Annotated in this window: 17 protein-coding genes and 1 tRNA gene; 7 read left to right on the forward strand and 11 right to left on the reverse strand. The window is 63.2% G+C overall.

The window, feature by feature from the left end; genetic code table 11:
* Positions 1-36: 36 nt before the first annotated feature.
* The 3 genes from BM269_RS24260 to BM269_RS24270 are packed head-to-tail and all read left to right on the forward strand — an operon-like array spanning position 37 to position 2,369.
* Complete coding sequence (locus BM269_RS24260) at positions 37-429, forward strand: hypothetical protein (RefSeq protein ID WP_090443423.1); 393 nt, start codon at positions 37-39, stop codon at positions 427-429.
* Positions 430-450: 21 nt separating this feature from the next.
* Entirely contained in the window at positions 451-909 is a 459-nt protein-coding gene (locus BM269_RS24265; protein WP_090443426.1) for a MarR family winged helix-turn-helix transcriptional regulator, read from the forward strand.
* Positions 906-2,369 carry an MDR family MFS transporter gene (locus BM269_RS24270; protein WP_229204781.1) on the forward strand — a complete coding sequence of 488 codons (1,464 nt, stop codon included), beginning with the start codon at positions 906-908 and terminating at the stop codon, positions 2,367-2,369. Before BM269_RS24265 ends, BM269_RS24270 begins: the two co-directional genes overlap by 4 nt.
* A 158-nt stretch (positions 2,370-2,527) precedes the next feature.
* On the opposite strand, the gene BM269_RS24275 is transcribed toward BM269_RS24270, so the two are convergent.
* Entirely contained in the window at positions 2,528-2,830 is a 303-nt protein-coding gene (locus BM269_RS24275) for a YciI-like protein (RefSeq protein WP_090443551.1), read from the reverse strand.
* Between the two features lie 136 nt (positions 2,831-2,966).
* Here BM269_RS24275 and BM269_RS24280 point away from each other — a divergent pair, with 136 nt between their 5' ends.
* Entirely contained in the window at positions 2,967-5,705 is a 2,739-nt protein-coding gene (locus tag BM269_RS24280) for a TonB-dependent receptor (protein ID WP_090443429.1), read from the forward strand.
* On the opposite strand, the gene BM269_RS24285 is transcribed toward BM269_RS24280, so the two are convergent.
* Together BM269_RS24285 and BM269_RS24290 are read right to left on the reverse strand one after the other, a co-directional pair.
* The gene (locus tag BM269_RS24285) at positions 5,702-6,388 is read right to left on the reverse strand and encodes a YjjG family noncanonical pyrimidine nucleotidase (RefSeq protein WP_090443433.1); all 687 of its coding nucleotides are present in this window, start codon (positions 6,386-6,388) and stop codon (positions 5,702-5,704) included. The two genes, BM269_RS24280 and BM269_RS24285, sit on opposite strands and share 4 nt — an antisense overlap.
* A 51-nt stretch (positions 6,389-6,439) precedes the next feature.
* Positions 6,440-6,515, reverse strand: a tRNA-Lys gene (locus BM269_RS24290).
* Between the two features lie 83 nt (positions 6,516-6,598).
* Between BM269_RS24290 and BM269_RS24295 the strand changes: the two genes are divergently transcribed.
* Together BM269_RS24295 and BM269_RS24300 are read left to right on the forward strand one after the other, a co-directional pair.
* On the forward strand, positions 6,599-6,823 hold the full coding sequence (locus tag BM269_RS24295; RefSeq protein WP_090443436.1) for a hypothetical protein: 225 nt from the start codon (positions 6,599-6,601) through the stop codon (positions 6,821-6,823).
* Between the two features lies 1 nt (position 6,824).
* Positions 6,825-7,478 (forward strand): pentapeptide repeat-containing protein, encoded by a 654-nt coding sequence (locus BM269_RS24300; protein ID WP_090443439.1) that lies wholly within the window; start codon positions 6,825-6,827, stop codon positions 7,476-7,478.
* Between the two features lie 5 nt (positions 7,479-7,483).
* Here the strand turns inward: BM269_RS24300 and BM269_RS24305 are convergent, their stop codons facing one another.
* Genes BM269_RS24305 through BM269_RS24320 form a run of 4 tightly spaced genes read right to left on the reverse strand, consistent with a single transcriptional unit; the run spans position 7,484 to position 10,948 of the window.
* Positions 7,484-9,220 carry an FUSC family protein gene (locus tag BM269_RS24305; RefSeq protein ID WP_139232857.1) on the reverse strand — a complete coding sequence of 579 codons (1,737 nt, stop codon included), beginning with the start codon at positions 9,218-9,220 and terminating at the stop codon, positions 7,484-7,486.
* Positions 9,221-9,225: 5 nt separating this feature from the next.
* Positions 9,226-10,251: a multidrug transporter subunit MdtN gene (mdtN, locus tag BM269_RS24310; protein WP_090443445.1), complete on the reverse strand. Its 1,026-nt coding sequence runs from the start codon at positions 10,249-10,251 to the stop codon at positions 9,226-9,228.
* A 9-nt stretch (positions 10,252-10,260) separates the two neighbouring features.
* Positions 10,261-10,470, reverse strand: a complete 210-nt coding sequence (locus BM269_RS24315) for a YtcA family lipoprotein (RefSeq protein WP_229204782.1) — start codon at positions 10,468-10,470, stop codon at positions 10,261-10,263.
* 52 nt (positions 10,471-10,522) lie between these two features.
* Positions 10,523-10,948: a MarR family winged helix-turn-helix transcriptional regulator gene (locus tag BM269_RS24320; protein WP_090443451.1), complete on the reverse strand. Its 426-nt coding sequence runs from the start codon at positions 10,946-10,948 to the stop codon at positions 10,523-10,525.
* Positions 10,949-11,073: 125 nt separating this feature from the next.
* Here BM269_RS24320 and BM269_RS24325 point away from each other — a divergent pair, with 125 nt between their 5' ends.
* The gene (locus BM269_RS24325; RefSeq protein WP_090443454.1) at positions 11,074-12,219 is read left to right on the forward strand and encodes a glycerophosphodiester phosphodiesterase; all 1,146 of its coding nucleotides are present in this window, start codon (positions 11,074-11,076) and stop codon (positions 12,217-12,219) included.
* 1 nt (position 12,220) lies between these two features.
* Here BM269_RS24325 and BM269_RS24330 read toward each other — a convergent pair whose 3' ends face one another.
* The 4 genes from BM269_RS24330 to BM269_RS24345 all read right to left on the reverse strand — a co-directional run bounded on the left by BM269_RS24330 (position 12,221) and on the right by BM269_RS24345 (position 20,402).
* On the reverse strand, positions 12,221-15,217 hold the full coding sequence (locus tag BM269_RS24330) for a TonB-dependent receptor (protein ID WP_090443457.1): 2,997 nt from the start codon (positions 15,215-15,217) through the stop codon (positions 12,221-12,223).
* A gap of 121 nt (positions 15,218-15,338) precedes the next feature.
* On the reverse strand, positions 15,339-17,351 hold the full coding sequence (locus tag BM269_RS24335) for a glucosidase family protein (RefSeq protein ID WP_090443460.1): 2,013 nt from the start codon (positions 17,349-17,351) through the stop codon (positions 15,339-15,341).
* A gap of 10 nt (positions 17,352-17,361) precedes the next feature.
* Positions 17,362-19,320: a glycoside hydrolase family 97 protein gene (locus BM269_RS24340; RefSeq protein WP_211482745.1), complete on the reverse strand. Its 1,959-nt coding sequence runs from the start codon at positions 19,318-19,320 to the stop codon at positions 17,362-17,364.
* 68 nt (positions 19,321-19,388) lie between these two features.
* A complete protein-coding gene (locus BM269_RS24345) occupies positions 19,389-20,402 on the reverse strand; it encodes a LysR family transcriptional regulator (protein ID WP_090443553.1) in 1,014 nt (337 codons plus the stop codon).
* Positions 20,403-20,506 lie beyond the last annotated feature (104 nt).

The following is a 20,506-nucleotide window of genomic DNA, read 5'->3' on the forward strand; positions in this document are numbered from 1 at the left end:
TAAATTGCAGCGCACTGGAAGAAAGAGGTTGCGAAAATGGAGGAACGTCTGTTCTTTGAGGGCTTGCAAGCCTTGGCCGCTGCCGCTTTCCCGAAGCATTGCAGCAATTGCGGGCGGGTTTTCGCCACGGCGCAAGACTTCATGCAGCAAACCGATTCGGTACGCAAAAACATCACTGGCCTCAAGCAAAGCTTCGATGACGACAGCGTGGCGATCGTGGAAGCCTACCGCAATTGCCTGTGCGGCTCCACGCTGATGGACTTCTTCAGCGACCGGCGTGATATTTCCGAAGCCGGCGCGCGGCGCCGTGAACTGTTCGAAAAGCTGCTGCCGCACCTGCAGGAGAAGGGCATGACGCTGGTTACAGCGCGCGACCATCTGCTGGCGCTTTTGCGCGGCCAGGAGAAATCCGTTAATATAGGTAGGTAGCCTACCTAATTACCTGGGTCGATGCCAAAAAAACATGAACCAAGCCTGTCGCCGCGCGTGCTCGCCGCCAGCGAGGAGTTGCGCCTGACGCTGAAAAAGCTGGTGCGCGAAATGCGCCGCGACGCCAGCGAAAACGGCGGCGATATCCCACTGGTGCAGTACATGCTGCTGTCCATCATCCAGGAGCAGCCGGGCATCGGGGTGGCCGAACTGGCGCGCATGGAAAACGTGCGCGCCGCCACTATGAGCGGCCATGTCAAGGCGATGGAGGAGGCGGGGCTGGTGGAGCGCAGCGCGCCCGATCCGCAAGACCGGCGCCGCTCCGGCCTGCAGGCCACGACGCTCGGCGCCGAACGCATCGAAGCCCTGCGCGACAAGCGCCGCGACTGGATGGCGCAACGCATCGCGCGCCTGACTCCCGCCCAATTGTCGGCACTGGAAGCTGCCATCGAACCCTTGAATCTCATCGGAACGCCATGAGGGAAACTCCTGTCACCGAGCGCGAAATCCGCGCCGTCTACCTGGCCATGATGGCCGTGCTGGGCCTCAGTGCGCTGGACCAGAGCATTGTCGCTACCGCCTTGCCGCGCATCGTGGCGGACCTGGGCGGCATGGCCCACTTGTCGTGGGTGGTCACGGCCTATGTACTGGCTTCCACCGCGACCATGCCGCTGTACGGCAAGCTGGCCGACCAGTACGGCCGCCGGCCGATGATCTTCGCCGCCATGGGCGCCTTCCTGCTTGGCTCCGTGTTGTGCGGCATGGCGCAGGACATGACGCAGCTGATCGTGTTCCGCGCGCTGCAAGGCGTGGGCGCGGGCGGCTTCCTGCCGCTGGCGCAGATTATCATCGCCGACATCATTCCTCCGGCGGAGCGCGGCAAGCGCATGGGCATGGTGCCGGTGGTGTATGCCGCCACCAGCCTGCTCGGCCCCGTGCTGGGCGGCCTGATTACCGATGCGCTGTCCTGGCACTGGACCTTCTACGTCAACTTGCCGGTCGGCGCCGTGGCCTTCTACGCCATCGCGCGGGCACTGCGCAAGGAGACGGTGCACCACGCGCACCGCGTGGATTACCTCGGCTCAGTGCTGATGACCGGTTCGATCACCTCGGCACTGCTGGTGCTGGCGCTGGGCGGCACCGAATGGGCCTGGGATTCGCTGCAGGTGCAGGCATGCAGCGTGCTGGCCGTGGTATCGGGTACTTGGCTGGCCATTCACGTGCGCAAAGTGCCGGAACCGGTGCTGCCACCGGATTTGTTCGGCAACCGCGTATTCAATATCGCCAGCGTGGTGATGGCGCTGACGTTCATGGGCCTGATGGGCGCCACCGTGTTCTTCCCGCTGTTTTTCCAGGTGGTGATGGGCAGTAGTCCTGCCAGCTCGGGCCTGCTCACGGTGGCAATGATGATCGGCCTGGTAGGCTCCTCGATGCTGAGCGGCCGCAGGCTGGCGCGCACCGGCAAGTACAAGGGCGTGCAATTGGGCGGGCTGGTTGCCGCGTTGGTGGCCTTCACGACGCTGGCGCTTGGCATGGAAGCCGGGTGGGGCTACTGGATCATTGAACCGGCGATCTTCCTGCTTGGCGCCGGCTTGGGACTGGTCATGCCGAACATGACCATCGCGGTGCAGAACGCCTTGCCGCTGCCACGCCGTGGCGTGGGAACGGCGATGCTGACTTTCTTCCGCTCGCTGGGGGGCTTGCTGGGCGTGACTGGATCGGGCGCGCTGCTGGCGCGTTCGCTGCACATCCACGGCGTGAAAGCCGTGGCGGCAGTGGGGCCTGGCGTCAGCGTGCTGCCATCGACGGTGGCTGTATACCGCCACGCGATCGCAGGCATCTTCGGCGCAGGCGCAGTGCTGGTGCTGCTAGGCCTGATCGTGCTGCTGTTCCTGCCGGAGATCCCGCTGGCAGGCCACAAGACCGATCAATCCGCATAGAAGGTGCCGAGAATTGCCAGCGTCCAGTAAACGGCGCCCGCAATGCACCAGGCGATATTGGCCCCCGTGAACGAAGCGTTGCCGTTGCCGCACGGCATTGACTCTATCTGGACCTGTTTCAGGGTTCTCACACCTTCACGAGTTGCATAAATCCGACATCAACCTGGATAGATCGGCGCGTCGGCCTGTTCTCCGGCCACGGTCATCCACGGCCGGATGCGCCAATTCAACACCAGGCCACTCCTCACATACGGGTCGGCCTTGACGAATTCCTCGACCACGGCGGGCGAGTCGGTCTTGAACCACAGCAGTGCGCTGTCGACCGGGTCGGCCAGCACGCCGCCCAGCTGGAATTCGTCACGTTCGTGCGAGGCCCAAGCCAGTTTCAGGTGCGCGTCGCGGAACTCGGCGCGGCGTTCAAGGTAGTCTGCGGCATATTCGTACATGAGGATGTAGTGCATGGCGATCTCGCGCAAGGGGACAGGGAAGCCAGTATGACTCATACGTTTTCGGAATATCAATACTGAAAGACGCAATACTTTGATATTGCAGGCCCTGCGTAACATTGGCTCACCAAACCAAAATAACGGAGACAATATGCGTAAGACTGTATTGGCGGCGCTGATCGCAGAAATGCTGCTGCCGCTGGGTGCCTATGCTCAAACGGCCGACGAGGCGATCGATCCTTCGGCCAAGGTGGTGGTGAGCGGCGTCCGCGCTTCCCTCGCTTCCTCGCTTGCGACCAAGCGTTTGCAGGAAGGTGTAGTAGATGCCGTATCAGCCGAAGACGCCGGCAAATTCCCGGATACGAATATCGCGGAATCGCTGCAACGCGTCACCGGCGTGCAGATCCAGCGCAACAACGGGGAAGGGCGTTACATTTCCGTGCGTGGCCTGGGCCCCGAATTCAATAATGTGCTGGTCAACGGCCGCACCATGACCAGCGATACCGGCGGCCGCGATTTCTCGTTCGACCTGCTGTCGTCCGACCTGATTTCGAAAGCCATCGTCTACAAGACTTCCATGCCCTTCCTGCCGGAAGGCGGCATCGGTTCGACTGTCGATATCCAGACTGCCCGCCCGCTGTCCGGCAAGGCCGGCCACTCGGGCGTGGTCAATGTGTTCGACTCCTATGATTCGAACTCGAAGAAGAATACGCCCAACGTCAGCGGCATGTACTCCTTCGCCAATGAGAACAAGACCTTCGGCGTGACTGGCTCCCTGTCCTACACCGACCGCGCATCGAAGCAGAACAAGGCCATCAACGACGCCTGGAACCTGCGCGACGTCTACATGATCGATGGCGACCTGAATTCCCAGGGCCTGACCATGGCCAATGTCAGCAGCAAGAAGCTGCTGATGCCGCAAAGCTTCGGCTACCAGCAGGAGAACGAAACCCGCAAGCGCCTGGTCAGCAACCTCACCGTGCAGTACAACCCTTCGGCGGATTGGAAGTTGACCGCCGATGCGCTGTATTCGCGCCTTAACCAGCGCAATGACGTGATTGCGATCAGCGACTGGAACAATCCGGTGCAACTGGGCGTGAAATATGATTCGAACAACCAGGTCACCAGCTTCATGCGTCCCGGCGCAAATTTTTTCGCCAATAATCCGGCCCTGGTCGGCGACGGCACCGGCATCCTGACCGACGCCAACTCGAACGACATGATCGTGAAGGGCGGCGACCGCCTGTCGATCACCAAGGCTTTCGGCCTGAACGCGAAATGGAACGCATCGCCGGAGTGGAAGCTGGAGGGCGATGTCTCGAATTCGCGCACCACCACCAAAACCCCGGACCAGTGGATCGTGGCGGGCATGGTGCCGAACAACGGCGATACGCTGACCTTCGGCAGCATTCCGAGCCTGTCCTTTGGCGATGGCATCACCGACCCGAATGCGGTGCGGGCGCACGCGGTGTCCAACAAGGACGTGCGCTTTGCCGATGAATTGAGCGAGGCCCGCATGAATGCGTCGTGGGCGCATGAGATCGGCGCCTTCAAGGGCCTCGACACCGGTGTCTCGCATTCCCAGCGCAAGGTCGGACGCAACCAATGGGAAAGCGATTCATGGAACGCGTTCAGCGGCTACCATGTCGCGCTGCCGTCGTCGCTGTTCACGGTGAAATCGCTGGACAACGCTTTTCCCGGTGCGCCGGCGAGCTACCTGAGCTTCGATCCGTATGCGTACATGAACTACCTGAACCAGCCATCCGTGCTGGCCCTGTCGAACGATCCGGCGCTGTACCTGGACAAGACCAGGTTCCCGAACGGCCCGATGGCGATCGATTACACCAAACCGAACTTCTGGAGCGTCAAGGAAAAGGTCTCGAGCATCTTCCTCGACTCGAAGTGGGAAGGCGAACGCTGGTCGGCCAATGCCGGTGTGCGTGTGGTGCACGTGAATTCGACCTCCACCGGCATCAGCCGCGTGCTGCTGTCGGCTACCAAGAGTCCGAACGACACCACCTACATCCTGAATTACGGCCCGGCGGTCGAAACTGCGGTCTCGAACAGCTATAACAGCGTGCTGCCATCCGGTAACCTGAAGTTCGACCTGAGCGACGATATGGTGCTGCGCCTGGCGGCCTCCAAGACCGAGACCCGGCCAACCCTGAACCAGATGGGCGTGGACAATTGGTACGGCGGACGCTTCGGCGACGTGCAGACCGGCGGCGGCAATCCTTACCTGAAGCCGATGGAGTCGAAAAACCTGGATCTGTCGTATGAGTGGTATCTGTCCAAGACCAACTTCCTGGGCGCGGCCGTCTTCCAGAAGAAGGTGTCGAATTTCCTGGAAAAGCGGCTGGAAGACATTACCATTCCGCAGTATTCGGAAGTGGTGCACGACACGCGTATCCGCAACGGCCAGAAGGGCAAGATCAAGGGCATCGAGCTGGCCGGCCAGTACGCCTTCGACAACGGCATCGCCTGGTTGCGCGGCTTTGGCGTCGCTGCCAACTACACCTTCGTCGACGCTACCGCCAGCCGCGACGACGCGGCGGCGCTGGATTGCGGATACCCGGGTTTGTCGAAGCAGTCGTACAACGCCTCGCTGTTCTATGAGAACGAGACCTTCTCGGCGCGCGTAAGCTACAACTGGCGCAACAAGTTCGCCGTCGATTGCGGCGGCGGCAGCACCCAGCCACGCACCCGCGCGGCGTACGGCCAGTACGACCTGAGCCTGCGCTACAACCTCACGCCGAAGATCGCGCTGTACCTGGATGGCATCAATTTGAACAATGCGCGCATGCACGAATATGCCAACAACGAAAGCCAGTTCCTGACGCTGGAAGACGTGGGGCGCCGGGTCAATGCCGGCTTGCGTTTCGCCTTCTAAGCCAGCAGGGGAGCGATATCGTCAAGGTGGGCGGCTTCGAAAGTGGGCAGTGCTTCCGTGTCGTTGGCTAATCGGCCGGGATTGAACCAGCAGCTTTCGATGCCGAACCGGTTGGCGCCAAGGATGTCGGCGTCCAGCCGGTCGCCCACGATAACGGTGTCGTCCTTGTTGAAGGAGCGCGCCATCTTTGCGGCGTACTCAAAGAAGCGGCTGTCAGGCTTGGCGAAACCGCATGCTTCGGAGGTGGCGGTAAAGGAGATATAGTCGCCCAGGCCGGAGCTGGCAATGCGGCGGTCCTGGATATGGGCCACGCCGTTGGTGATGATGCCGACTTCGCCCGCCGCGGCGAGCGTTTCGCACAGGCGCTTGGCGCCATCGACCAGCACCACGGTTGCGGACAGCGATTCGAGATAGCGGTGGCTCGCCTGCTGCGGGTCGATCTCCAGCCCGTTCGCCGCGAAGGTCTTGCGGAACCGTTCTACTTTCAGGAATTCCTTGGCGACCGTGCCGGCTTCAAAGGCCCGCCACAATGCGATGTTGATGACTTGATATTGCTGGAACAGGTCGTCGACACTGTCCTTGTAGCCCAGTTCGCGCAACACGCGTTCGAAAGAGAGCTTCTCGGAGGCGCGGAAGTCGAGCAGGGTGTCGTCGAGGTCGAACAGGAACAGGGAATGCTTCATAGTGCGCAAAATAAAATAGCCAGCCCGAAGGCTGGCTATTCTATCTTTTTCTGGTAGGCCGTGCGGGGCTCGAACCTGCGACCAACGGATTAAAAGTCCGCTGCTCTACCAACTGAGCTAACGACCCGAAGGGCCCGAATTATATAGACCTCCGATCGTTTCGGCAAGTGCCCGGGCCAAGCGTATAATCGCCACCGGAAGGAAACGATCATGACTTACGAACAATACCTCGACGAAGTGACTACGCTCATCTTCGAAAAATACAACCTGAAAGACAGCCTCGCCGTCAAACTGGTCATGGACGCACAGGACGCGGAGTTCTTCGTGCGCCATGACGATGACAAGAAGCTGCGCAACGTCGACCAGGCCCACAAAGACGCCAAGACGATTTACGAGGCCCACGCGGCCCACGCGGCTAAGAGCCAGCGCCGTTAAGATGGAAATGGACCGCGATTTGCTGGCGCAGCAGCTGGCGGCCGGCATCCGTCATTTTGTGCAATGCAGTTTTGACGACGCCGACTTGTCCCGCCTTGACCTGCAGGACTGCGTGTTCGAGCGCTGCACTTTCAACGAAACGATCCTGTATGCCTGCAAACTGGCGCGCAGCAGTTGGCAGCGTTGCCGCGGCATGTCGGCGGACTTCGAATCGGCCGACCTGGTCGACGCGCATTTCCAGGGTTGCGACCTGAATAACAGCAAGTGGCGCCGGACCAAGCTGGCATCGGCCAGTTTCCGCAGTTGCAAATTGACCGGCGCGGCCTTCGAAGAGGTGTCGCATCTCGGCGCCGTTTTTGACGAGTGCCTGCTGGTTGGCGCGGACATGCGCGGTTTCTCGTTCCGCAAGGCGACCTTGAACCAGCTCGACTTCTCGGACGCCGACCTGTCCGGCTGCGATTTCCGCGAGGCTGTGCTGGAAGGCTGCAGCTTGCGCGATGCGGTGCTCAAGCTGACACGCTTTGAGGCCGCCGACCTGCGCGGGGCTGACCTCGGCGGCCTCAAGCTGACCGATGTGCGCGCCTTCAAAGGTGCCGTGATTTCCCATGCCCAGGCCGCGGCAATCCTGGGTGAAATGGGACTTCTCGTCGCCTGATTCCTTTAATGGCGGGCCTGTTGCATGGCCAGCTTTTCCTCTGCCTGCGCCAGTACGTTCGCAATGCGCCGTGCATTGCGGTCGCGCCAGCCCGGTTCCAGTGCCACCCGCGCTTGCAGCTCGCGGCATTGGTTCAGCAGGGCCCATGCTTGCAGCCGCGCGGCGCCAATGTGCCGGTGGTCGGCATGCGCGCAGGCGGCAACCGCCTTGCGCAACTGCGACAAGGCACTCTTGAGTGCCTGGCCTCCACGTTCGGGCCACAGCAGCGTGTAGACGGTGATCGAAACCGCCAGGCCAAGCAGGATCCCGACCAGGCGGTCGCGGATTTCCGTCACGTCGGTGACCGGGCCGAAACTGCCCAATTGCGCCAGGGCGAAGGCAAACATCATCTGCACCCCGATGTAATTGAAACGCGGCGATCCCACGGCGATCCATGCGCCAAGCGCGATGATGGGCAGGGACATGGCCAACAGGCCGACGATGCTGTCGAGGTGCGGCACGATGAAAACGGTTGCCACCAGCGCTGCCAGGCTGCCCAGGCAGCAGCCCAGCAGGCGGGTGATGCCTTTGTGGGTGGTCGCACCCAGGCTTGGCAAGGCGAGGATGATGCAGGTCTGCATTGCGGTATGGATGCCTGGCCACTGCAGGCCTGTGTAAATGATGTAGGTGGAGATCGCAGCCAGCACCGCTTTGAAGGCGAACTTCAGGTGGACGATGCGCAGTGGATTGCCTGTGGCGGCGGCAGGCGCAAGCGGCTGTGCGGCAGTTGCGACGTCGCTCGTGGCGGCAGCGTCGGCATCCACCTCGGCCGCGGCGCAAAGAGCCCGCGCCATCTCACGCAAGATTGCGCCATGCGCTAGCGGCGCCGGGCATTGCGGCACAACGTCCGCAAGCTTGAACGCCGTGTCGTGCCCAAGGCACACTCTCAGCGATTTGCACGCTTCGCGAATCGCCATCATCTGCCGGCGCTCCTCTTTCGACAACTCGAACGGCGCCAGGCGGGCCAACTGTGCAGCCGCTGCGTGCAGGCGGCTCACGGCCGCAGCGCGCGCCGCGGTGCGTTCCTTGCCGCCCAGGGAGGCAAACGCCAGTTGCCGCTGCAGGGCGAGCACGCCGCGGCCGACCCGCCCGCTGTGAAAGGCCGGCGCGGCAACGCCGGCAATCCGCGCATCGAGCTGGTGCTCGACCTCGTCGAGCTGGCGGCCATATTCCTCCACCAGCAGTTTGACCGGCAGCGCCGGCCGGAACAGGCGTTGGATGATCATCGTCACCACGATGGGGTAGGTGGTCGCCACGCCCACCCACAGCAGCGCGCGCGTCATCACTTCCGGATCGTTGTAGATGTCGGCCATGCTTTGGCCGTACACCACGATCAGCGCCACCAGGAAACCGATGCCGCCAAACCTGCTGGCCCTCATGAAGTACATGCCGCAGAATGCGACCAGGGCGGCCCCGAGAATGCGCAGCATCGGCGCGTCAATGAAGAACTTGAGCAGCAGGATGGATGCAAGCACCGAAAGGATGCTGCCGATGATCAGCACCATGCCGCTCATGCGGGTCAGCACCGTATTCTCCTGCGCCGTGAAGAACACCATGATCAGCGACAGCGAGAGCGAAGGAACCTGCAAAGCCATCGAGCAGACGATCACCACCGTGCAGCTGGCGAGCAGGCGCCACACGGCATCCATGCGGCCTGGGAAGGGCGCCAGCTCATTGCGAATACGCGCTGTCAGGGATTCCATGACGTTCACTTGGCGTTCAGCATGGCCACGGCGGAGGCCCCGATGCGGAAAGCGGCGTCGGGTTGTTCGATCAGGATGCGCACCGGGAAACGCTGCGCCACCCGCACCCAGTTGAGGGAACGCGGTACGCGCGGCAGGCCGGCCACTTCGCTGCCGCCATCGTCGGGAAACACGCCGTAGCCGATGGATTCGACGGTGCCGTTGTAACGCCTGGAGGTGTCGCCAAGCAGGTAGACCTGGGCGTGGCGGCCGGCCTTGATGTTGGCCAGGTCGGTCTCGCGGAAATTGGCCACTACATACCAGCGGCTGGAGCTGGCCAGCGTAAACACCGGATGCCCGGCGGCGGCAAACTGGCCTGCCGAGGTTTTCAGGTTCAGCACAATGCCATCGCCGGGCGCGCGCACCTCGGTATAGGACAGGTTCAGGCGCGCCAGTGCGATCTCCGACTTCACCACTTCGCGCTTGGCGACCAGGGCGTCGACACCGCTGATGGATGCCTCGGCGCGGCGCGCATCGAGCAGGGCTGCGCTGAGCTGGGATTGTGCGCTGCGCTTGGCGGTACGGGCTTGCTCGATGCGCTCGGCCGAAACAAAGCCTTTGGTGAGCAGGGGTTCCAGCCGCGCCAGCGAGTCGCCCGCCTGTTCGGAGGCGGCCTTGGCATGTTCGACGTTCGCCTGGGCCGCCGCTGCGGCAAATTTCTGGGCGTCGACCGTGCGTTGGGTCAGCTTGATCTCACTGTCGAGAGCTTTCAGGCTGGCTTCGGCCTTGGCCAGGGTTTCTTCAAACGGCTGGGGATCGATGCGGAACAGCAGGTCGCCTTTCTTGACGCGCTGGTTGTCCGCCACCGGCAGTTCCACGATCCGTCCGTTCACTTCCGGCGCTACGTTGATCGTGTCGGCGTATACGTAGGCGTCGTCGGTGCGCGGCGCCTGGTCGATGGAGCGCACGACATACATGGCGAGGCCGATGGCTGCCAGTGTCAGCGCCAGCACGATGGCGGTCCAGCGGCGGGAGCTTTTGGTTTTCTTCATGACGTCACCTTAATGTTGGAAAAATGCGAGCCAGGCCGACAGGGGGAGCACGGTGGCGAGGGCGGGGTAGCCAAGTGCCAGCAGATGCGCCGGCGCGCCGGCCAGCCAGCCGCGCGCGGTCATCACGGCGTGGGACAGGAAGCACAGCACCGTGGCGCCGGCAATGCAGAATAGCCAGTCGGGGAAATAGGCTCCCAGCACATTGATCGAAGGTTCCACATTTATTCCTTAATGTAAGATTGCCTAGGCAATAATTCGGGCAAACAAAGAGCTACTTCCCGGCCGACATCTTCAGGAGCAGGGACTCGAAGGCTTGAAGTTCCTGCGCACTGAAGTTGCCGAAGTATTGGTCGATCACGATGCCCGACGCGTCCAGCAAACTCGGGAAAATGCGGCGGCCTTCATCGCTCAGTTCCAGATGCACGATGCGGCGGTTGTCGATGGCCGGCGCTTTCTGGATCATGCCTTTCTGCTCCAGGCGGTTCAGCATGCGCGTCATCGCGCCGGGGCTGTACGACAGCTCCTTGCAGATCTGCGCCGCGATCGTGGCGCGGCCGCTGTGCAGGGTGGACAGCACCACGTACTGCGCCGCCGTGATGTCGAAAGGCGCGAGCCTGGTGTCCAGCTCTTCTTCCATTGCCTTCTGGGTCCGGCTGATCAGGCGGGCAACGCGGCGAGGGTCGGCATGTTTATTCACAAATGAACTATACGTTGCCTAGGCAATGATTGTCAAGTTTCCCGCGCACGCTTGCGCGATTCACAAGCATGTCATTTTCGCTACCTACAATCCGCCACGTTTTTAACTTACATAGCGGAGCAACGATGAAAAAAGCAGTAGGCGGAGCGATAGCGGCAGCGGTATTGGCGGCATGTGGCGGGAGCGGGCAGGCGCCGCTCCCCACCTTGGATGGCAAGCCAACCCTGGTGGTCGCACACCGCGGCGCCAGCGGCTACCTGCCGGAAGAAACGGTGGAGGCCTATGCCAAGGCCATCGAGATGGGCGCCGATGCCATCGAGCCGGACGTGATCTCGACCAAGGACGGCGTGCTGATTGCCCGCCATGACCCAAACCTGGCCTTCAGCACCGACGTGGCGCAGCACCCCGAATTCGCATCCCGCAAACGCAAACTGAGCGTGGACGGCGAACTGCAGGACGGCTGGTTCGCCAGCGACTTCACGCTGGCGGAGATCAAGACACTGGGCGGCATTTCGACCGACGCGGAACGCCCGCAGCAATACAACGGCCAATACAAGATCGCGACCATCCAGGAAGTGATCGACATGATCAAGAAGAGTGGCCGCAATATCGCCATCTACCCTGAAACGAAGAACCCGACTTTCCATCGCCAGCAAGGCGTGCCGCTGGAAGACAAGCTGCTGGCAATGCTGGCCGCCGCCGGCTGGGCAGAGCGCGAATCGCCGGTCTTCATCCAGTCCTTCGAACCGGGCAGCCTGAAATACATGCGCAGCAAAGGTTCCAAGCTGAAGATGGTGCAACTGATCGATGCCAATGACGTGGACCTGAAGACCGGCGCGCTGACTTACGCCGCACCGTACGACAAGCCATTCGACTGGACCCAGGCCGGCGACAAGCGCCTGTTCAGCAATATGGTGACCCCGGCCGGACTGGCCGAGATCAAGACATATGCCGACGGCATCGGGCCATGGAAGCGCTACATCGTCAGCGTGAAAGGTGCGGTGGACATCAACGGCGACGGCAAGGTGAACGACGCCGATACCGCCACCATGGAACCGAGCTCGCTGGTGGCGGACGCACACAAGGCCGGCCTGTTCGTGCATCCGTACACCTTCCGCAACGAGAAGCGCCGCCTGGCCAGCAATTACAAGGGCGATCCTGCGCTGGAGTACAAGCAGTTCTTCGCCCTCGGCGTCGACGGTGTATTCACCGACTTCGCCGACACGGCGCTGGCGGCGCGCGCGGAATACCTGAAGGAAGTCAAGCGCTGACTCAGAACTTGTGGTGGTACTCCGCGGCGAAGCGCACCTGGCGTTCAGGTGCGCGGCCCAGTACCTGTCCATAGTAAGGACTGACGGTGTTGGCGCCCGCGTTGTAGACCGGCTGGGTCGCCAGCGTGGTCTGGCGGTTCAGCAGGTTGAACACGTCCGCTTTCAACGCCAGGCCCTTGAACATGCGCGGCATATAGGTGGCATTCAGTGCGATGCGGACGTCGGTCGGCATCCTGCCCGCCGAGCCGCGTGGGGCCGGTTTGTCGCCGCAGTAGAACACGGCGGCGCCGTAACCGGCGGCCGGGTTGGTGCCGGTCGGATTGAGTGCAGCGGGCAGGTTGCCGATACAGGATTTCGGCGCGCCGGTGACGATGTTGACGTTGCCGCCCACCGTCCATTCCTGGTCGAGCTGGTAGTAGCCGAAGGCTTTCAGCACATGGGTATGGTCATTCGGCAGCGGCCCGCTGGCGTAGTCCATCAGCTCGGGGAAGTCGAAGGAAGTGGTGGCGGCGATGTCGGCCTGGCCGATATCGGACATCACCTGGCCCTCCATATTGCCCCGGGTGCGCGACAACGTGTAATTCAGCTTGCCGTACCAGCCGTTGCGCATCGGGTGCTCGATGAAGAAGTCCAGCGCGGTGTACACGCGGCGTACTTTCGGCAGGCCGATGTCCTCGGCCGTCAATGGAATCGAAACCAGCTTGCCATCGCCGGCCAGGTCGAGCGTCAAGGTGTTGTCGCGGCCCGGGTTGATCAGCAGGCATGGCATGTCGTATTTGCTGGTGTCGACGTTATTGCGCTTGCCCCAGGCGCGCAGCGGGCGCGAATCGCACCAGTCTTCGATGGTATTGCGCAGCGTGCGGTAGGTGACTTTGCTGCCGACTGTGTACTCCGATGTCAGTGCCGCCTCGAAGCCTAGCGCGAGTTCGTCCTGGTAGGTGGCGCCCAGCTTGCTGGAGGCGACCTGGCGCGGATCCTTGGGCGTGCCCCATTCGTTGCCGGTGGAAACCTGGGGGGAAATTTCGGTCAGCCCGGTCGGCACGCCGGTTTTCGGATCGACCCCGGTATAGGTGTAGTAGTGGTCGATGTGAACCGGGTTGCCGGCCAGGCGCAGCGCCACGCTGGTCGGGATTTGCAGGTGGTAGCGGCCAAGATTGGCAAAGGCCTTCAACGTGCTGTCGCCGCGCACGTCCCAGGACGCGCCAATACGCGGGGCCAGCATGTGGCGTTGCGCCGCGTAGGCCTGGCCCAGGCTGTTCTTGTTGGTGAACTGTTCATTGCGCAAGCCCAGGTCGAGCAGCACCGTGTCTGTGACCTGCCAGCGATCCTGGATGTATTGCGCCGACTGGTCGGTCTTCGGCGAGGCCGAGTCGCTTTGATGGTACTCGTTCACATAGTAGCCTTGCAGGCCGTAGCCGCCGCCCGAGGCAGGGGACCTGCCGCCCGGAACCTCCTTGTTCGGATCGCCGCGGAAGTAGGTCCAGCTACCGCCGCCGGCCATCTCCGAGCCATTGATCGACGAAACGTTATTGCGGTCGATACCTGCGCGCAGGGCGTGGGTGCCCAGCCTGTACTCGACATCCAGCCGCAGCGTGGACTGCTTGTCTTCGGCATTCGGCACCTGGATGGTGCCGCCGATGGTCTGCGGGTTGGTGTACACCAGCCCCGGCACCTGCGCGTTGATCGGTGCGTTGATCTGGTACACGCCGGGCATATAGCCTTCACGCGATTGCGGGTAGGTCGACTTGAAGCGGCCCGCCAGCGCGGTGACCGTCAGGTTGTCGGTCAGGAAGCCGGTGTACTTCAGGATCGAGTCGTTGGTCTTGGCGCCGTCGCCGGTGGTGCCGCCGGCGCGCACCTCGTTGCGCTGCAAGGTGGCGTAGTCGAAGCCATAGTTCTGTTGCGTCTTCTTGTTCTCGTCGTGGATCTGGGTGAACTCAAGGCGATGATCGTCGCTGATGTTGTAGTCGAGTTTAAGCAGGTAGCGCGGCGTGCGCTGTTCGCGCTCGGTCCAGCCGTTGGTCTTGTTGAGCGAGTCGGAATCCTTGCTGATGTAGCCGGTGCTGAAGCGGTCCTGCTCGATATTGGCGAACATGAACAGCTTGTCCTTGACCAGCGGGCCGCCGACGTAGGCGCTGCCGAAGACGTCGGTGGCGTCGTTGCTGCGGCGGTAGGTGAGCAGCTTGCCATCGGTCTTCGGGTTCTGGCCGGTGTTCGGGTAGTAGGTGTTTTCCGGTTTGGCGCGCAGCCAGTCCGGCGTGTACTGCAGCACCGCGCCGGCTTCCCATTTGTTGGTACCGCTCTTGGTGGTGATGTTCACCACGCCGCCGGTGGAACGCCCGAACTCCGCGCTGTAGCCGCCTTGCAGGATCTGGGCCTGGGCGATGGCGAAGAAGGGCAGGGTGGTGGAGCCGATCTGGCGATAGACATTGGTGACCGGGAAGCCGTTGATGAAGTAGGCGTTCTCGGTCACGCCGGCACCGCCGAAGCTGTCGCCGCCGATGCGCGTGTTGCCGCGCGCGGTGCCCGGGGCAAGCTGGATGATGCCGGACAGGCTTTGCGAGATCGGCAGCGCGGTCAGTTGGCGTGCGGTGAATACCGCGCCGTTGTTGGTGTTGCTGACGTCGATGGTCGGCCGGCGGCTGCTGACCGTTACGGCCTGGATGGTTTCGAAGGACGCTTCCACACCCTGGCCGATCAGCGCTTCCACTTCCAGCACGCGTTCGACGACGCCATCCCGCACCAGCATCACCTTGTAGACGCCGGGCGGCATGGAGCTGGCGTTATAGCGGCCGTTGGCATCGACGGTGATGGTGCGGCGCGCGCCGGTGGCGACGTTCTCCAGCACCACCACGACCACCGCGGTGCCGCTTGCGTTGGCGACCTGGCCGAAAATGCTGCCGGTGGCATTCGATTGTGCAAGGACTGGCCCAGCGAAAGCCATTGCAAGGGCGTGTGCGACAAGCGTCATCCGCACACGGCGGGAAGTGTTCTTCATTGCGTCTCCTGTTGTGGTTATGATTCGGCCGCGCAAGCGCGGCCGATGGAGACATGCTAGGTAGGATGACGATGGCGAACAATTGAATGTTTACGCGCCATCTATGCCCAAAACGGTATATCTAGTCGGGAAGCGTGACGAGCAGGGGCGCCTTGCCGTCCCAGGCCTGGTCGAGCAAGGTCTTGCCATCAAGGCGCACCAGCACGCGCTGGCCGCGCGGCGTGCGCGTGGTGACGATATCGATGCCGTCGCCTTCTGTGCTTGCGCCGAACGCGCGCATATGGCGCAGCGCCATGCGCGGCCAGCCTTTCGGCAGGCGAGGCGCGATGGTGAAGCTGCGCAGGCTGGCCGCTTCAATGCCGAACAAGCCTTCCGTCACCACTCGCGCATATAGCCCGCTTTCCGCGGAGAGGTGGCGCTGCTGGCCTTCCGGCCACGCTTCCACGGCATACGGCACGTGGTCGCCCAGCAGGCGGCGGCCGGAATAGTAGCGCAGGTAGGGCATGGTGCGTTCCAGTTCGCCGGCTTTCAGCAGGCCGCGCAGCGCGTACAGCGTGGCGCGATCCCAGAAGGTCTTGTCGCCGGCTTCGGTCAGCACGCCGTTCTCGCTCCAGAGTTGCGGCGACAGCAGCGCATCGACTGTGCCGCGCTGGCGTTCATTGATGCCCAGCGCCAGCGGCAGCGCGATCCAGGCGCGCAGCTTTTCGTTGCCGTCGTAGTAGCGATAGGTGTCAAAGCCGCCCATGCGCGCGCCGAAGTAGCGCTCGATGGCGCTGCGCTGCGATTCCGCTTCCTGCCGCAGCGCCGTGGCGCGCTGCGCATCGCCCAGCGAAGCCGCCAGCCTTGCCGCGCCTTGCAGGCCGCCATAGGCCAGCACATTGGTCGACAGGTTGGCTTTGCCGGCCGGGAAGCGGCCTTCCAGTTCGTCGCTGTCCGAATGCACGATGCCTTGTTCATCGCGCTTGCGGCGGGTGAATTCCAGGCACCAGTCGATCAGCGGCAGCAACTGGCGTGCGGTTCCGCTGTCGCCTTGCGCCAGAGCGAACTGGCTGGCGCCGTAAGAGATCATGGCGCAGTCGCCGCGGTCGCCGGCGCCGTTCCAGTAGCTGCGTCCTTCGGCGATGATGGAGGAGGGAATCGGTTTGTAGTCCGCGTTCATGTGGCGCGCGAACATGCCAAAGCTGGTGAGCGCGCTTTGCACGCCGGCGCTGTCGCCCAGGTAGGGGAAGAACGGGTTGACGTATTCCGCCTGGTCGTTGGCCCAGACGGCAGCGTAGTAGCGCGTGCCGCCGGGCCCGTGCAGCAAGCCGCCGCGCGTGGCGAAGATGCTTTCCGCCGCGCGCACTTTCGAGAAGGCGAACATCGCGTCGATCACCGGCTCCGGCGTTTCCAGCACCAAGTTGGCGCGCCATTGCGCGACCTTGCGGGCGCGTTCCTGCAAGGCTTCACCGCCGTCCACGTACACCATCTCGTTTTGCAGGCGGCCGCTGATGATCACGTCCACGTGCATGCTGGCGCCGGGCGCCAGCTCGCCCTCGCGGGCAGGGGAGCGCACCTCAAGCACATAGGCGCCGTGGGTGCCGCGTTCGGCCGGCGTGGTCTCGCTGCGTTCCAATGCGCTGAAGCTGTAGCGCCGCGTGGCCTGGCCCGTGTTGACCAGCTCCAGCCGCTCCACCAGCGCCGGCTCGCTGGGCGACGGCGTCAGGGTGCGCGTCAACACCAGGCCAGGCGCCAGTTGCGAGCGTAACGCGAGGCGGCCGTCGAAACGTACTTGTTGCAGGCGCTCGGCGCCGGCGGGCTGGCCGTCGAGCGCGATGGCCGGCGACGCTTCCGCACCGAATTTGCGGATCAGGCTGGCGTGCGTGTCGTCGGGAATGGTGCGCAGCATGGGCCAAACCACGGTACGCGCCAGCAGCAGCGAGCCGTCGGCCTGGCTGCCGTAGTCGATCACGGCCGAAACCTGGCGGCCGCTCATTTCAAGCTGGTCGCGGTGGACGTCTTTCACCTGCCAGCGAATGGCATCGCCGTCAAGCTGCCAGCGCTGAGTGAAAGCCGGCGGCGCTGCGTGCGCCAGCCCGGCGGCGATCAATGCCGCTGCCAGGATGGCCGCACCAGGGCGTAATATGCGTTGCATCTGTATCTCCTTATTTTGTCTTGCGGATGATCGCCGCCCAGCCGCCGCCCGGCGCCAGCCGCATCGTCAGCCGGCTGCCGCGCGTGACGCCCGCGCTGCTTTTTTGTACGTCGGTGGCGAAGACGCCGGCATTCGGACCGTCTTCCATGCTCTCCAACTGGTAGGTGCCATCGCCCAGGAAGGACAGGTCCAGCTCCAGGTCGCGGCCGTCGGCGCCGGTCATGGCGCCCACATACCAGGTGTCGCCGCGGCGGCGGGCCATCGCCACGTAGCGGCCAAGCTGGGCGTGCAGCACGCGGCTTTCGTCCCACTCCACCGGCACCTGGCGGATGAAATCCAGGGAGGATGGGTTGGCGCGGTATTGCGAAGGGCTGTCGGCCAGCATTTGCAGCGGGCTTTCGTAGATCATGTACATCGCCAGTTGGTGCGCACGCGTACCCTGGCTCATGGGGCGATCGAAGCTGGCGACGAAGTCCTTGCGATGGGCATTGCTCATGGCGCCGGGCGTGTAATCGATCGGCCCGGCGAACATGCGGATGAAGGGCAGGGTGACGTCGTGCTCGGGCGTCTGCTTGTCGCTCCACTTGTTGTTTTCCAACCCTTTCACGCCTTCGAAAGTCAGCACGTTGGGCCAGGTGCGTTGCAGACCGCTGGGCTTGAAACTGCCGTGGAAGTCCACCAGCAGGCGCCGCGCGGCAGCCTCGCGCGCAACGCGCTCGTAGTAGTTCACCATCCACTGGTCGGAACGCTGCATGAAGTCGACCTTGATGCCTGCCGCGCCCCAGCGCGCGAACTGGTCGAGCGCCGCTGTCATCTGGGTGTCCAGCGTTTTCCACGACACCCACAGGATGATGCCGACGCCACGCTGCCTGGCGTACGCCATCAGCTCCGGCATATCGATTTCCGGCTTGACAGCCAGCAGGTCGCCCAGCTTGTACCAGCCTTCATCCATGATGATGTATTCGAGTCTGTTATCGGCTGCGAAGTCGATGTAGTGGCGATAGGTGCGGGTGTCGAGGCCGGACTTGAACGGCACGCCATACAGCTTGTTGCCGTTGTACCAGTCCCACGCGACCTTGCCCGGCTTGATCCAGCTGGTTTCCTTCAGCTCCTGCGGTTCGGCCAGCAGGTAAGGCATCTGGTTCAGCAGCAGGCCGCCGGCGTTGGCGGAGATGCCCAGGATGCGCCATGGGAAGGCGCGCTTGCCGTCGGTGCGCGCGATGTAGCCCGCCTCCTGCGTGACCGGCACGTTGCGGTCGTCGCGCGCGGTATCGGCCAGCGCTACTTTCGGGAAGACGGCGCGCAGGCCGGCCGTTTCGCCGTGCAGGTAAAGGCCGGGATAATCGCGCAGGCCGGATTCGGTGAACACCAGGTGCACGCCGCCGTTCTGCACCAGGGCCGGTACGCCGACCAGCTTGCCGGCGGCATCGCTTACGGCCAGCGCCTGGTAGTAATGCTCGTTATGCGACTGCATCGACTTCTCCTGCGGCCAGTACAGGGTGTCCTGCGGCCGCAGGTTGATGCCGGCCTGTTCGTTCTCCACCGTTACCTGGCCGGGCAGGGTAGTGCGGAAGCGGTAGGCAACGCCTTCATCATAGGCACGCACTTCCAGTGCATAGCCGCCGGCGAAGTCCAGCTGCAGGACGTTGTAATGGTCGCGTACCTCGCGGGACTTCTGCGCCACCACCGGCCGCACGGTGTGGTCGACGCTGCGGCGTTGCTGGCCGGTCAGCCGAGGCTTCTCGCCGAGCGTGCCGATGCCGGCCAGGGTCATGCCGATCGGCGTGGGCAGTACCAGGTCGGTGCCGCGATGGCTGACGGCGAAAGACAGGCGCTCCCTGGTGTCGATCGTAACGCGCAACTGGCGGTCGGGGGAACTGAGTTCGAGCTGGCGTGCGGCGTGGCCGGCCAGCGGCGCGATCAGCAGCAGCGCGCCGGCCAGGCGGCGCGCAAGGGACGTATGATTCAAGGCAGGTCTCCGGATATAGGTGTGCCGCTCCATGCTATGGGCATGCGCGGGACCGATCCAATGACTTTTTACGCGAGAGCTATGTCGTAGAGGTTATATGCCTGGGGGATCGGTTCCGGCTCCGGTTCCGGCTCCGGCTTCGGCTGAGGCGCCGAGGCCTCGCGCCGAATCGCCTGCAACAGCAATTCGGCTCCCGGAGCGAGCACGCTGTCGCGCCTGCGGATGATGCCGAAAGGGTCCATGCGGCAGTCCAGTTCCAGCGGCAGGATCGCCAGCAGGCCCAGTTCCTGGTAGCGCCGCGCCACGTCCTCCGACATGACATTCAGCGCATCGCTCATTTGCAGTATGCTGGTGATCAGCACAATCTCGCTGGTGTCGACGATATCGCCGGGCGGCTCCAGGCCGGCATTGTGGAACAACTGGTCAAAGCGCTGGCGCAGGATGCTGCCCGGCGGCGGCGTAATCCAGGGTGCCGCCACCAGGTCATGCAAGGTCAGCCGGCTGCGCCCTGCGAGCGGATGGCCGGCGCGCGCCACCACCACGACCGGCTCCGGCGCCAGCTCCTCGTAGATCAGCTCCGCACAATCGTGGAAGCCGGTAAGACGCGCCAGCAGGAAATCGAGCGTGCCGCGCTGCAGGCGCTCCAGCAGCTCGTTGCTGGACTCGATCTGCACGCCGATGCGCAGTTGCGGCACCTGCTGCTTGACACGCGTGATGGCGCGCGGCAGCAGGCTCAATGCCGGCGTCATGATGCTGCCCACGTCGACCTGGCCCGCCAGGCCTGCCTTGAGCGCGACGATATCCTCGTGCGCGCGGGCCAGGCTGCTCAAAGCCATGCGCGCATGGCGGATCATGCTTGCGCCGTAAATGGTGGGCAGCATGCCGCGCGGATGGCGTTCGAACAGGGCGATGCCGAGCATGTCCTCCAGTTCCTTGAGTTGCTTGGACGCCGCCGGTTGCGTCATGCACAGCGCCTCGGCGGCGCGCAGGATATTGCCCGCGTCGTCGATGGCGATCAACAGCAGGAGCTGGCGGGTCTTGAGCCGCGCACGCAGGTACCAGTTCGGATTTGGAGCAGTCATTGCATTGCCTTTCGGGTCGATTGGCATTTTTAACATGTTCAAAATGGTATCGGTGTTGCCATTTTGTCGATTGGATGCATATCGAGGCTTCTCGCAACTTAATC

The organism is Duganella sp. CF458, assembly GCF_900113115.1.
In the GTDB taxonomy this organism is placed as follows: Bacteria; Pseudomonadota; Gammaproteobacteria; order Burkholderiales; family Burkholderiaceae_D; genus Rugamonas.

Excerpts from the sequence above, each read along its gene's own strand:
- BM269_RS24260 (WP_090443423.1), top strand. The coding sequence starts at position 37 with ATGGAGGAACGTCTGTTCTTTGAGGGCTTGCAAGCCTTGGCCGCTGCC.
- BM269_RS24265 (WP_090443426.1), top strand. The coding sequence starts at position 451 with ATGCCAAAAAAACATGAACCAAGCCTGTCGCCGCGCGTGCTCGCCGCC.
- BM269_RS24270 (WP_229204781.1), top strand. The coding sequence starts at position 906 with ATGAGGGAAACTCCTGTCACCGAGCGCGAAATCCGCGCCGTCTACCTG.
- BM269_RS24275 (WP_090443551.1), bottom strand. The coding sequence starts at position 2,830 with ATGCACTACATCCTCATGTACGAATATGCCGCAGACTACCTTGAACGC.
- BM269_RS24280 (WP_090443429.1), top strand. The coding sequence starts at position 2,967 with ATGCGTAAGACTGTATTGGCGGCGCTGATCGCAGAAATGCTGCTGCCG.
- BM269_RS24285 (WP_090443433.1), bottom strand. The coding sequence starts at position 6,388 with ATGAAGCATTCCCTGTTCCTGTTCGACCTCGACGACACCCTGCTCGAC.
- BM269_RS24295 (WP_090443436.1), top strand. The coding sequence starts at position 6,599 with ATGACTTACGAACAATACCTCGACGAAGTGACTACGCTCATCTTCGAA.
- BM269_RS24300 (WP_090443439.1), top strand. The coding sequence starts at position 6,825 with ATGGAAATGGACCGCGATTTGCTGGCGCAGCAGCTGGCGGCCGGCATC.
- BM269_RS24305 (WP_139232857.1), bottom strand. The coding sequence starts at position 9,220 with ATGGAATCCCTGACAGCGCGTATTCGCAATGAGCTGGCGCCCTTCCCA.
- mdtN (WP_090443445.1), bottom strand. The coding sequence starts at position 10,251 with ATGAAGAAAACCAAAAGCTCCCGCCGCTGGACCGCCATCGTGCTGGCG.
- BM269_RS24325 (WP_090443454.1), top strand. The coding sequence starts at position 11,074 with ATGAAAAAAGCAGTAGGCGGAGCGATAGCGGCAGCGGTATTGGCGGCA.
- BM269_RS24330 (WP_090443457.1), bottom strand. The coding sequence starts at position 15,217 with ATGAAGAACACTTCCCGCCGTGTGCGGATGACGCTTGTCGCACACGCC.
- BM269_RS24335 (WP_090443460.1), bottom strand. The coding sequence starts at position 17,351 with ATGCAACGCATATTACGCCCTGGTGCGGCCATCCTGGCAGCGGCATTG.
- BM269_RS24345 (WP_090443553.1), bottom strand. The coding sequence starts at position 20,402 with ATGACTGCTCCAAATCCGAACTGGTACCTGCGTGCGCGGCTCAAGACC.